This is a genomic window from Nitrospirota bacterium (genome assembly GCA_040756155.1).
In the GTDB taxonomy this organism is placed as follows: Bacteria; Nitrospirota; Thermodesulfovibrionia; order JACRGW01; family JBFLZU01; genus JBFLZU01.
Genome location: JBFLZU010000077.1, coordinates 1 through 12,836 on the forward strand (window position 1 = coordinate 1; position 12,836 = coordinate 12,836).

At 41.9% G+C, this 12,836-nt stretch carries 15 protein-coding genes; all 15 read left to right on the top strand.

Annotation, left to right across the window (positions count from 1 at the left end; genetic code table 11):
• Nucleotides 1-120 (top strand): hypothetical protein (locus AB1488_07805; protein MEW6410001.1); only part of this gene is annotated, 120 nt, incomplete at its 5' end.
• Nucleotides 120-620, top strand: coding sequence for a hypothetical protein (locus AB1488_07810; protein ID MEW6410002.1), 501 nt, complete (start codon nt 120-122; stop codon nt 618-620). The genes AB1488_07805 and AB1488_07810, both read left to right, overlap by 1 nt.
• A 167-nt stretch (nt 621-787) precedes the next feature.
• On the top strand, nt 788-1,507 hold the full coding sequence (locus tag AB1488_07815) for a GntR family transcriptional regulator (GenBank protein ID MEW6410003.1): 720 nt from the start codon (nt 788-790) through the stop codon (nt 1,505-1,507).
• Between the two features lie 96 nt (nt 1,508-1,603).
• The gene (locus AB1488_07820) at nt 1,604-2,083 is read left to right on the top strand and encodes a pyridoxamine 5'-phosphate oxidase (GenBank protein ID MEW6410004.1); all 480 of its coding nucleotides are present in this window, start codon (nt 1,604-1,606) and stop codon (nt 2,081-2,083) included.
• Between the two features lie 45 nt (nt 2,084-2,128).
• Entirely contained in the window at nt 2,129-2,608 is a 480-nt protein-coding gene (locus AB1488_07825; protein MEW6410005.1) for a pyridoxamine 5'-phosphate oxidase family protein, read from the top strand.
• Between the two features lie 12 nt (nt 2,609-2,620).
• Nucleotides 2,621-3,031, top strand: coding sequence for a hypothetical protein (locus tag AB1488_07830; GenBank protein MEW6410006.1), 411 nt, complete (start codon nt 2,621-2,623; stop codon nt 3,029-3,031).
• A 73-nt stretch (nt 3,032-3,104) separates the two neighbouring features.
• A complete protein-coding gene (locus tag AB1488_07835; protein ID MEW6410007.1) occupies nt 3,105-3,809 on the top strand; it encodes a hypothetical protein in 705 nt (234 codons plus the stop codon).
• Nucleotides 3,810-3,833: 24 nt separating this feature from the next.
• Nucleotides 3,834-5,603, top strand: a complete 1,770-nt coding sequence (locus AB1488_07840) for a hypothetical protein (GenBank protein MEW6410008.1) — start codon at nt 3,834-3,836, stop codon at nt 5,601-5,603.
• Nucleotides 5,600-6,019 (top strand): DUF2267 domain-containing protein, encoded by a 420-nt coding sequence (locus AB1488_07845; GenBank protein ID MEW6410009.1) that lies wholly within the window; start codon nt 5,600-5,602, stop codon nt 6,017-6,019. The genes AB1488_07840 and AB1488_07845 overlap by 4 nt, the downstream gene beginning before the upstream one ends.
• A 49-nt stretch (nt 6,020-6,068) precedes the next feature.
• The gene (larC, locus tag AB1488_07850; GenBank protein ID MEW6410010.1) at nt 6,069-6,581 is read left to right on the top strand and encodes a nickel insertion protein; all 513 of its coding nucleotides are present in this window, start codon (nt 6,069-6,071) and stop codon (nt 6,579-6,581) included.
• A gap of 232 nt (nt 6,582-6,813) precedes the next feature.
• On the top strand, nt 6,814-7,686 hold the full coding sequence (locus AB1488_07855; GenBank protein ID MEW6410011.1) for an MBL fold metallo-hydrolase: 873 nt from the start codon (nt 6,814-6,816) through the stop codon (nt 7,684-7,686).
• A gap of 61 nt (nt 7,687-7,747) precedes the next feature.
• Nucleotides 7,748-9,649, top strand: a complete 1,902-nt coding sequence (cooS, locus tag AB1488_07860) for an anaerobic carbon-monoxide dehydrogenase catalytic subunit (GenBank protein ID MEW6410012.1) — start codon at nt 7,748-7,750, stop codon at nt 9,647-9,649.
• Nucleotides 9,650-9,686: 37 nt separating this feature from the next.
• Nucleotides 9,687-10,172 carry an NAD(P)H-dependent oxidoreductase subunit E gene (locus AB1488_07865; GenBank protein MEW6410013.1) on the top strand — a complete coding sequence of 162 codons (486 nt, stop codon included), beginning with the start codon at nt 9,687-9,689 and terminating at the stop codon, nt 10,170-10,172.
• Between the two features lie 2 nt (nt 10,173-10,174).
• Nucleotides 10,175-12,379, top strand: coding sequence for an NADH-quinone oxidoreductase subunit NuoF (locus AB1488_07870; protein ID MEW6410014.1), 2,205 nt, complete (start codon nt 10,175-10,177; stop codon nt 12,377-12,379).
• Nucleotides 12,380-12,401: 22 nt separating this feature from the next.
• Nucleotides 12,402-12,746 (top strand): cupin domain-containing protein, encoded by a 345-nt coding sequence (locus AB1488_07875; GenBank protein MEW6410015.1) that lies wholly within the window; start codon nt 12,402-12,404, stop codon nt 12,744-12,746.
• Nucleotides 12,747-12,836 lie beyond the last annotated feature (90 nt).

Below are 12,836 nucleotides of genomic sequence, written 5' to 3' on the forward strand. Positions count from 1 at the left end.
CCTGAAATCCTTGCATATCATCTCAGAGAAGCACTCGATTCGCTTGGAGAGATTGTCGGTGCGACAACAACTGAGGATATCCTCGACAGGATATTTCAGCAATTCTGTATCGGGAAATAATGCAAATCTGGTTTGATACAAATGACTTCAAAGTATATGTCTCCAGTCACGGATACTTCCTTGTCTTTAGCAAGAAACTTCCTATTCTAAAGATTACTGGGCTGGAGATTTATAGTGGGACTGTTGGAGAACTTGGTCATTCAATTTCATATGAGCCCGACCACGATGACCTCAATGTTGACCTTAAAGGCCCTATCTTAAAAAATGCTGTAGATGGATGGGTAAATCAAAACCTCTCTTTACTCAAAGAAATGGAAGAATCGGCGTTAATTCTTTATGAAGAGAAGAAGAGAAGATTTGTTTACAATCATCCAAAAATTGGAAAACTTAAGATTGGGGATGAAGTAATACTATGGGGTAAGGCCTACAAAATAAGATGGATCGGCTGGAGCATACATGCCAAGTTTCCTGTTCTTGTTTTAGAAGATGATACTGAGACAAGCTCTATAAGGGCAGACCATCCAGATTTGAAGAAGAGCGGAAAAGTGTGGAGGAAATGATATAGAATAACATAGAATGTTTTTTTCTTGACAATCGCAAATTTATGTGGTAATAACCTGTCATTACAGGTTAAAAGTGTATTCATAAGATGTATAATTTTTCTGCTGATTCAAGAAATATTTCTACTGTAGTTAATAAAAGATCCCCAATCCCCGCCTATAATCAATTGATAGACATTATTTACAATCAGATCAAGAATAGGGTATTTCTGCCTAATGAAATGTTACCATCCGAAACAGAACTTTGCCAGATGTATGGCATAAGCAGGACTACAGTAAGGGAATCTTTGAGAAGATTAACACGAGATGGATTGTTGTATACAATCAAGGGCAAGGGAACCTTTGTAGCAGAGCCCAAATTGGACCAGATTATGATAAAGATTCCTGACTTTTATAAGGATATGGCTGAACGGGGATTAAAACCAGATGTTAAGGTCTTAGAACTTAAGGTTATTGAGGCTAGCAAATTGGTATCAGAGAAACTAATGGTACCTCCTGGTGAAAGTGTTTTCCGTATAAAACGACTTTTTCTTGCTGACAATAAACCTTATGTCCTTGAAAAGAAATTCATAGTCTGCAAAGATTGTAAAATCCTCAATTCTTGTAACCAAAATGATCTTATGGATATCAAAGATCAATCCGTCTTTGATGTTTTAGCCGGAAAATGTCACATCTGCAATGAGTATGCATATGTATCTATAGAGGCAACTACAATCAGACATGATGAGGCAAAGCTTTTAGAGGTGCCAGTTGGTACTGTAGCTCTCTATGTTGATCTTGTCGCTTACAAGAAGGATGAGACTCCTTGCGGTTGGATAGCCTCAATATATCGTGGTGATCTCTATCGTTTTAAAACAAAGATATACAATTATTCTTTGAGTAGCTGAAAATTTTTTTATTTTAGCCTGTCATGTCAAGACATTACAAATAAATACAGCCACTTTTAGGTAACTAAAAATCCACCAAGAAGGGAGGTGTTCGGAATGAAATTACCAAAAGAAATTATTGATGCCTTAAAAATTAAGGAACCTACTGATGTGTGGGTTTATCTAACCACATGCAGTGTGGACGGAAAGTGTAATATCAGTCCCCAACTTTTTACAGATGTTTATATGGATGAGTTTATCCTAATACCGGATCTCTTTGCAGTGAAAACCAAGATCAATCTCAACGAAAATAAGGTTGGTGTTGTAACGATTGTTAATCCTGCTGAGGGGAAGACATGGGCACTGAGAGGTCCATGCGGACATATCGAATGGGGACTGCCCGATAACTATGACTTTCAGGGGGTAAAGGCAGGAGACATCCTTAAGAGATGGGGTGATTGGTCAGAAAAGGAATCTTTTTCCAGTCTTCCAGATGATATTAGACCAACTGTTATAGCCCAAAGGGGAGTAATAGTATTGCGGGTTGCTGAATGTTACAGCTTTAATGCCGAAGACTCAGGAAGAAAAATATTATAAAGAGATTTTACATGAGAAAATTTAAAGATAAGGGAGGTGAAATACATGAAACTCACAGATGAGATGAAGGATGCCCTGCACATTGTTGGCTCGGGAGGGGCTGTAGTTCATTTAACAACATGCAGTGCTGACGGTAAACCCAATACGGTGGGTGAGCGATTTGTTGCTGTCTGGAAAGATGAATATATTCTAATAGCAGATATGTTTGCCCAAAAGACGAAGGCAAATCTTATGGAGAATCCTATAGGAGTTATTACAATAGCCCATCCAGTTAAAGGTAGAACATGGGCTTTCAGGGGTCCAACCACGATACTTCAGGAAGGTCTCCCTGAGGATTATGAATTTCATGGGGCAATGGCTAAAGATGTTTTGGCTGAGTGGGGTAACTGGGCTGAAAAAGAACCACCCTCTGAAGTACCGCCTGATATAAGACCTCCACGGTTGGTGCAGAGGGGAGTAATGTTTATGAAGGTAGAAGAAATTTATAGTTACAAACCTGATGAGGCTGGTAAAAAAATCTTATGAAGGGAGGATACAATGGCTAAGTTAACACCAAGAATGAAAAACTGGCTTGAGGGACTTGGCGCCCATATTGGGACAGCTACAAAGAAAGGGTTTCCAACAACCATAGTAGTAGAGTCAGCAAAGGTAGAAGGAGATAACACGGTAAAGTTCCAACTGTCTAACGCACAGGTAGAACAGATCAAACAAAATATCTCTGAAAATCCTCAGGTTGCTATAGGACCTGGAGGGCTGGGTTGTATTCGAGCAGCATACCAGTTCAAGGGAGCAGCGAAATTAGAAGGTAATACCCTTATGGTTGAAGTAAGGGAGATTTACTGCACAAAACCAGGGCCTGAAGCTGCGCTGAGATTAGATACATTGCCTTACGAAAGCGTTCTCAAGTTTGAATCGACCCGCTGGAAAGATGCAGGACCACCAAAATAAGGTCTGCATTCCTTACATTTCGAAGCTTTTGGTAGGAAGATTCAATCATACAGTGAGAGAGGAGGTGTCCAAAATGGAGGCATATATAAAAAAAGAGGTTATACCAGGGAGTATAAAGCCGAGATGGAAAAAGACAAAGGTGGTCAAATGGCTGGAGCTGGGTGCCATTCCAGCCATCGTAGGGATGTGGTTTCCAGACTGGGCTGGACAATACATCCACAAGATGTCTGGTACCGATTATATATTTCCTCCATCCCTTGCCTTCCCACCTGTAATTGTCTATGTAGGTGCGCTAATACTCTGGAAGGCATGTCTGGAGGGGGCTAAAAATATGGGGTGGCATTACAAAGGTATCAAGATTTCAGGAACCCTGGCTGTAATATGCGCTGGGTTGAGTGTTATATCCCATTTCTTTATTCAATCAGGTTCAACTACCGCCTTTGCAATTACGATATTATTTATAGGGCTGGCTGCTTTTTTTGCCACAGGGTTTTTCTGGTTCACTATTGCTAAGGTTGCTGAAATTAGCATAGAAACAAGGACGGAGGTTACAAAACACGCCGTTATGCTCTTGAATCTATTAGCTATCATTTTAGGGGCAGCAACGGTTCTTTCAATCCTGACAGGCTCAGACAGCTGGCCACTGCTTCTCAGACTTACGGTATTGACCTTTACAGTGGCTTTCCTGTTTTGTCGTTATGCAGTATACTGCTATAAAACTCAGAAATCCATTGGTGCTGATTTTGCTACGCCACCAGAGGAACAGTTTTGGGTATAACAATTAAAGTAGGAGTGGTTAACGATGGAAAAAGAAATACTGGCAACTTTCAGGGCAACAACTGCAAAACCTGATTATCTCACTACAGAGAAGTTCGATGCTATGCTCGGAGGATGGGGGGTCTTCAACCTCGGTATATGGGCTGCTGCAAATGTGATTGCGAAGGAGATGCAGAAAGGCAGGAATATGAAGCTTGAGGTTACAAACGAAGCCTATACCGATGTAGATGATATAGCAAAGAAATCGGTTAAAAAGCTCATGGATTGTGGTGCTGATCCAGCAAATGCTGCGCTTGCCACTGCAACACTCCTTTACTGGGCAGGTGTTAATGCCCAGTGTGGAATTCCATGTCCTAACAGGAAACTCGGTGCAGTTGCAAGAATGGCAGCAGGGGTGCCCTCAGGGCGTGTTGCTTCTATACCTACAGAGAAGCTTAACAATAAGATATCTGGTTTTGCGGCCACACTGGCGATATATGAGGCTTTACAGAAAGAATACCTTGCACCATTCGATGCAAAATTACTCCCATTGGGCCTGGGCGGAAGCCCATTTCTCGGGCATTCAGCAATAGGAGAAGACCATCTATTTCCAGAGCTTGGAGAAAAACTCACCCGTATAGGTGTGAGGGCAATGCTCAAGGCATATGAATCAGCAGGCATGAGACCTAACAAATGGCTTTCTGCAATCCTTGCCTGTTCGGCTGCACTCGAGATCATACACCCCGATGCCTTTGTCGGAGAAGAATATGGTCCATTCCTGTTGACAAGGACACCAGAGGTATGCGGGATGGCTGCTGTAGAAGAAGCAGAGATGCCAAAGGTTATACACATCAGAGGAACCGATGAAGAACTGAAGACAGCAAAGGTTGTTGGTGACTTTGCATTGATACTCAAAGATTGCGGTACCCCTACAGTCGTTGGGATGATAATGTTTAATGAGACATGTTCCATTATCAGAGAAGGTGCAGTATTAGGAGTCGGACGGGCAGGAGGACCACTGCTTCTCCCTCTTAACCACTGGGTAACCTCAGCAGCACTCGCCCTTTATCTACTTGGCAGAGGCGCAACACAGGAAGAAACCGTAACCGCAATTAAGAAATCTGTGGGAATGTTCATTCAGCCTGAAGATGCTACTGTTGCTACAAATATCCTCGCAAGAAGGGCAGAATTCGTTGAGCGTGGACCTGTGACTGATGCTATAATAAGGGCTACAGAGCCTTCTATGTGCAATTCGATATTAAAGAGGGCGACTTTTGCATATGAAATCCTTAAGAATGGTAAAACACTTGAAGAACTTGTTAAAAAAGTCCAGGAAAGACATATCGCTACAATTGCAGATGGCACAGCACGGATAATGAGCAAGGTCCTGAACAGGAACATAGAGTATATCAAATTCAAAGAGGTAAAACCTGGTGCTGGAAGGCGAACCCATAAATTTGCAAAGAGATACTTTGCATTTGATGGATATGTAGATGTTGAGGTCAAGGTCGATGGAAAGGTTCACAGGATGAAAAATCTCCTTGCTGATGTAGCACCAAAAGCCCTTCTCAGCGGTGATAAGGAAACAATGAGTACTATTGCTACAGTCTCGATGGCAGTGACTGAGTTATTGAACTCAGGGGCATGTTCTATGGATGTGGCTGTGTGTGCATGTATGGCTGCTGCGATGGGGATGGATCCAAAGGAGGCTGCAGAACGGTCTGCAGAGGCTGCAAATGTAATAATATCTATGCCTTGGCCAGGTCTGAAAAATGCTGCACAGCTTGCTGCTGATATTGTTAAGGAACTTCAATGATCTCCCGCAAAGAGTTTCTTAGCCGTGTGATGATACTCGGACAGTATTGTTATACGGAGCGGGGGGAGATTACGGTAAAAACCGTCTTCACAGCATTAAAATCCTTCCTCCAGAAGGACGAGAGCAAAAGACTCGAAGGGCTCCTGCCTTCTCCTTTAAGGGAGCTGTGGCAGGAGTCTCCTTTTGTTGAGGTAGGGTATGACTCCAATAAAGATTATATTGTATTGGTATCAAAGATAGGAAACTATCCGTATAAGGCAGCAGCAGAAAGAGATGTAAAGATTGTATTCGCCGGTATCAGAGAATTCATGGATGAATCAACTATTAATGAGCTGATATCTATTCTTCCTGATAAGGAGATATTCGAGAAATCAAAATCGTGCAGCCTCAATGGTTCTGCCGAGAATTTTCTTTGAAGATAACAGTGTGCTGGGTCCAGCGCTAGTTAGTGAAAAATAGAGGAAGATGATGAAAAAGAAAGGGACGCTTATTTTTGCACAGGTGGACCATGTCTCTGGTGAGATTACAGGCTATGCAGTTGGAAGGATAATAGAACTCGGTGCCCATAATGTCCAGCTTATTCCGACAATAACCAAGAAGAATAGACCAGGCAATATACTCATCATAGATGCTGATCCGTCAAAAGAGAAAGCTATATCTGAATTTATGGCGAGAGAACTCGGGGTCTCTGGTTATCACCGGATAGACACCCAGCATATCTTTCATCGAGTCTCCTTTGTAGAAAGGAAGGTTCGTATAAAGTCAGGTAGCAGGTCAAAAAGTATGAGATGCACCCTCAAGATAATTGGAGAGAGCACAAAACCTCTATGTGTAGAGATAGAGCATGACTTTCTTGTTGGTATTCAGAAAGAAATAAGGAAAGAGTTTAACTCTACACTCTCACTCTCCGAATTGAGGGGAAAAATAGAAACAGGACTATCTGATTTACAGATAGAAGAGGTTACCATAGAGGTATAATTCTGTATGTGCTTGTTGCCGAACAATCCTTTTCGCTTTCTGAAGAGAATTTTTGACAAATTCATGGCTCGTTACAGGCAATTTCAAAACTCGCCCTTCGGGCTCAAACAGTTGAAATTGCTTATCTTCCTCTTCGCCAGGATTTGTTACCAAAAATTCTCTATGTCGCTCAAAGGGTTCGGCAACAGCCTCAGATTTTACACTACACAGAAAAGGAGGCGATCAGTAGTTTATGTATAACGAAAAACTGGAAAAGGTAAGAGCGGCAGTCACCATTCTTGTAGATAACTGTGTAATGGAATTGTTGCCCGGAAGTAGATTCATAAAACGATTATCCCGACCGCATAATAACTTTCTAAGCGAGCATGGTTTCTCTGCACTCATAGAGACAGACGGAAAGAGAATACTCGTTGACACAGGGCCTACAGGTATTGCCCTTGAGCATAATCTAAATCTATTAGGTCTGGATTTTGATGACATAGATATTGTTGTTCTCTCCCATGGTCACAGCGATCATACTGGTGGACTAAAGAAGGTACACGGGACAATCATAGCTCATCCCGATGCCTTTCTTCAGAAGTTTATAGTTCCAAAGAGGCATTTAAAGATAGACCTCACATGTCCTAGTATAGATCCAGAGAGGCAGGTGATAAATTTTTACACAAGACCTCTAAAATTAGCCAGAGGTGTGATCACCACAGGAGAGATTGTGCGGATTAATAAATGGGAAGAATTGGATGTATTCCGGATAAAGAGAAATGGCAAGTATCTCAAAGACAGCGTACTCGACGATCAGGCGATAATTATAAATACAAGAAAGGGATTGGTGATTGTTGCAGGATGCAGTCATGCAGGCATTATAAATACCCTTGAGCAAGCCATAAAGATAACTGGTGTTGAGAAAATTTATTGTGTAATTGGTGGACTCCACTTCATTGGTCCAGGAATTAGAAAGGTTGAAAGGACAATCAAGAAGTTAAAAAGACTGGGTGTCAAAAAGATAGTTCCACTTCATTGTACTGGCTTTGAGGGTATAAAGAGGCTTTCTGAAAAGATGAAGGATGAGTTTGAATACGCAACCGCTGGTTGTAGAATTGAATTTTAGTATTGGCTAAGATAGCATTCTGTCCAAAGAAATTCTCAAGATAGTTTTAGCAGGAGAAAATATGTCTGATAATGCAAAGAGTGGTTACAAAGGGGCAGAACAGATTATACAATGGGCTAAGTCCTATTGCGACTGGATAGAGACATGTTTTGATAGGGCTGAAAAGTTAAAACCGTGTCCTACAGGTGCCAAAGGGGCATGTTGCAAACACTGCCATATGGGTCCCTGCAGGTTTGTACATAGCAGCGAAGAGAGGGTAGAAAAGGGTGTATGCGGAGCTACACTTGCAACAGTGGCTGCAAGGAACTTTCTCAGGATGGCTATAGATGGCGCAGCAGCACATTCAGACCATGCGAGGAATATGGCTTTTACACTACTTGGAGTTGCAAATGGCGAGATAAAAGCTTTTGGAATATCTGATGTAAAAAAACTTCACAAGATTGCAAAAATCCTTGAGATAAAGTTTGAAGGAAGGGCAATAAATGAGGTAGCAAGGGATGTTGCAGAGAGTTTGCTTGATGATTTTGGAAGGCAGAAAGGTGTTTTAAACTATATAAAAAGGGCTCCTAAAAAAACCCAGGAAAGATGGGAGAATTGGGGTATTACTCCAGAAGGTATTGATAGAGAGATTGTAGCGGCAATACACCGAATAAATATAGGTGTTGACCATGAACCCGACAGCCTTCTTCTTGATGCTCTTAAAGTATCACTTGCAGATGGATGGGGTGGATCTATGATAGCAACAGATATCACGGATATTCTTTTCGGTACCCCACAGCCTGTCAAATCAGAGGCAGGCTTTGGAATATTCAAAGAAGATGAGGTCAATCTGATTGTTATCGGACATGAACCAACACTAACGAAAGTTATTATTGATATAGCTTCAGAACCTGATGTGAACGAATATGCTAAATCAAAGGGAGCAAGTGGAATAACCATAGGTGATATATTTGGTATGAAACATGGTATCCCTACAGCAGGTGGGTTTACAAATCAGGAACTCTGCTTAATGACAGGACTTATCGATGCCATAGTTGTGGATGCACAGTGCATTATGCCAACCCTTGTAGAGATCGCTAATAGTTTTCACACAAAGATAATCACTACATCTCAGAAAGCAAAGTTGCCTGGTGCGGAACATATACCTTATGACGTCCGCAGGGCAGAGAAGACAGCCAGAGAAATAATAAAGATTGCAATAGATAACTATCCAAACAGGTCAGGTTTGGGTGAGAGGGTAACTGAAAAAATTCCAATAATAACAGGTTTTTCTCAGGAATATATGGAGTATATGAATGACAGTGTCTCTGGGATGTCATTTAGACTTTTAAACGATGCCATTATGGAAGGCAAGATTCGAGGCATAGTCGGACTTGTAGGATGCGATAATCCACGGGTCCAAGCAACTGGCATTCACAAATATCTTGTAAGGGAATTAATCGAAGATGATGTGCTTATTTTCTCAACCGAATGCGGCTCAGCAGCCTGTGCAATTTCAGGATATCTTAATCCTGAAACTGTACCTGACGGGGCAGGTCCTGGGCTAAGAAAAGCCTGTGAGGAAATAGGAATACCCCCGATACTCCATCTTGGACCATGCGTTGATAACTCAAGGATATTGACTATTCTCTCTGCTATGGCAACTGAAGACAGTATTTCTGATGAGATTGGTGGGATACCTGTTGTCATTATCGCACCTGAGTGGATGGCTGAAAAGGAGATTGCCATTGGATGTTATTTTGCTGCTTCAGGTGTTCCAGTCATATTAGGTGGGACTTCCCCTGTTGAATATAGTGAGGATGTAACAAAGATAATGACTGAGGAATGGTTTGAAAGGTTTAGAGGTTCACTTCATTTTGAGCCTGATTTTGAAAAAATGCATAGTCTTGCACTCGACTATATAGATAAGGCAAGGGAGGCTCTTAATCTGCAGAGATATGAGTATGGGAAATATGGTACTTAGAGTTGCTACTGAGTATGGCGTGTTTGGAAAAGAATAAATGAATATAGATCAAATAAATGTTGAAGAACAAATAGGTCCTGTAGGGAAAGTATTAAAGGAAAGCTATGGTAACCGAAGCGTTTTGATCCATTGTCTTCAAATGATACAGGCAGAGGAAGGATACCTGATAGGAGACTCTCTGAGCAAGCTCTCAAAAAAACTTGGAGTTCCCCTGTCTGAGATATACAGTGTTGCGAGCTTTTATAAACAGTTTAACTTTAAGCCGCGAGGAAAGAAAGTGGTAAGGGTCTGTCTGGGTACTGCATGTTATGTAAGGGGTTCCGAGAAGGTCTTGAGCATCCTTGAAGAAGAGTTCGGTATTAAAGATGGAGAGACAACAGAAGACCTCCATGTTACACTTGAGACCGTTGGATGTGTTGGATGTTGCGGACTTGCACCTGTTGCAACTATCAATGATGTTGTAGTTGGAGAACTTGTATTAAAGAAGGTTGGCAAACTTATTAAATCTATTAAAGAAGAATAACAATGGGAAGGATCAACAGCTTAGAAGAACTGAAGAACCTCAGAATACGCCTTAAGGAAAACATATTCAAGACTGACAGAAAGAGGGTAAGGGTATGCTGTGGGACTGCGTGTAGTGCTCAAGGTTCTAAAAAGATTGTCCAGACATTCGAAGAGGAGTCAGCACAGAAAGGGATGGACATCGAGGTTCTCATGACAGGTTGTCAGGGTCTATGCCAGAAGGGACCCGTTATGAAGGTAGAACCCTACGGATATTTTTATCAGAAGGTAACTTATGAGAAAGTAAGGGAAATTATTTCCAAAACCTTTTCCAGAGAGGCTCCTGTCAGGAGTCTCCTTTATAGAGAATCTGTTTTAGATGACCCAATAAAGAAAATGGATGACCTTCCTTTTTATAAGAAACAGGTAAGAATTGTCTTGAGGAATAACGGGTTTATAGATCCTTGTAATGTCAATCATTATATTGCAGTGGGTGGTTATGCTGCCATGGAAAAAGTGCTCTCAACCATGACTCCTGATCAGGTGTTAGAGGAGGTTAAGAGGTCAAACCTCAGAGGTCGTGGTGGTGCAGGCTTCCCTGCTGGAAGGAAATGGGAACACTGTAAGAAATCTACTGGCAAGATTAAGTTTGTGATAGCCAATGGCGATGAGGGTGACCCTGGTGCATTCATGGACAGGTCAATTATGGAAGGAGACCCCCATAGCCTTATTGAGGGTATGCTTATTTGTGCATACACATTAAACGCAGAATATGGCTTCATATATGTACGGCACGAGTATCCCCTTGCAGTAAAGAACCTGAGGATAGCCATTAAGCAGGCGGAGGAACTTGGTTTGCTCGGAGAAGATATACTCCGCACTGGAATGAATTTTTATCTTGATATCAGAGAAGGTGCAGGCGCCTTTGTATGTGGTGAGTCCACGGCACTTGTGGCATCCATAGAAGGAAATAGGGGATTCCCAAGACCAAGGCCACCGAGATTATCGGAGGTTGGTGGTGGTTTATGGGGTTATCCGAGCAATCTTAATAATATCGAGACGTATGCCTGTCTTCCACCAATAATAGAAAATGGTGCAGAATGGTTTAGAAGCATAGGAACTGAAAATTCCCCTGGAACAAAGGTCTTTGCACTTACTGGTAAGGTTGTTAATACAGGTCTTATTGAGGTTCCTATGGGGATAACGCTCAAAGAGATTATATATGACATCGGAGGGGGTATCAGGAACAACAGAAAATTTAAGGCTGTGCAGACAGGTGGTCCTTCAGGTGGTTGTTTGTCAGAAGAACATTTAGATTTGCCTGTTGACTACGACTCTCTTATAAATGTTGGCTCAATGATGGGCTCAGGTGGTTTAGTAGTCATGGACGAAGATAATTGCATGGTTGATATAGCAAAATTCTTCCTTTCTTTCACACAGAGAGAGTCTTGTGGAAAGTGTCCGCCATGCAGGATAGGCACATACCAGATGCTTGAGATACTCGAAAAAATCACATCAGGCAATGGTGAAGAAGGAGATATAGAACAACTTGAAAAAATAGGTAATCTTGTCAAGTCAGGTTCTTTGTGCGGTCTCGGACAAACTGCTCCTAATCCTGTACTTTCAACTATAAAATATTTCCGTGATGAATACGAAGAACATATTAAAGATAAATATTGCAAAGCAAAGGTCTGTAAAGGTCTCGGCGTTTACAGAATTGATGGCTCGGAATGTTTCTCCTGCAGCCTCTGTAAAAAGGCATGTGCCTTTGATGCTGTCAATGAAACAAAAGATGCTTTCTATATTGACAGGGATTATTGCACGAAGTGCAAGGCATGCTATCTTGCATGCCCGATTGGTGCTGTTAAGATTGGGAGTAGGGTAATACCATGGGTTATTCCAGAGCAATGCGAGGGTTGTTCAGATTGTGTTCATGCCTGCCCTGTTCATGGACTTAAGATGTATGAAACAGAAAATGAAGGAATTTTTATACCATGGCTCTCAGACCCCGATCTCTGTGTTAGTTGTGGTAAGTGCTCTGCTGTTTGTTCCAGTAGTGGTGTTGTCCTTACTACTCATGTGCAGGAAGCAAAGCAGAGATTTTTGACTAAAAGACCAAAGGGTCTCGTCATTGAAGATGAGAAGAAAAAGAGTGGGTATATTGAGAGCGGGTCTAAAAACAATGCTACAGAGTCAGATAGCGTTGTCTTGATAGACTCAGATAAGTAATTAAGAATGGAGGTGATTACTTATGAAACCAAAGATTGTAGGTCTAAATAATTGTGAAGTAGTAGAACATCCAAAGCACAGGAAATTCTTTGTGCGGACAATGATTACAAGCGCAGACAATCCATCTATGAGTTTCCACAGAGGTACAGTTGAGGTCGGTGGCGCCATACTTCCCCACACTCATGAAAAAGAGACTGAGACTTATTACATACTATCTGGAAAATCTGAAGGAACTATGGGAAACGATAAAGGAACCTATACCTTTGGTAGCCTTTTCATGGCACCACCCGGAGTTCTTCATGGACTTGAAAATATAGGTGATGAACCTGTGGAGATAGTTTCGGTATTCACACCACCGATAAAATAGAAAACATAACCCCGGAGGGGCAACCCTCTTAAATTTAAGGTAAACCCCGCACCCCGCCCACGCGGGCTGCGGGGACTGCGCGGGCGGGGC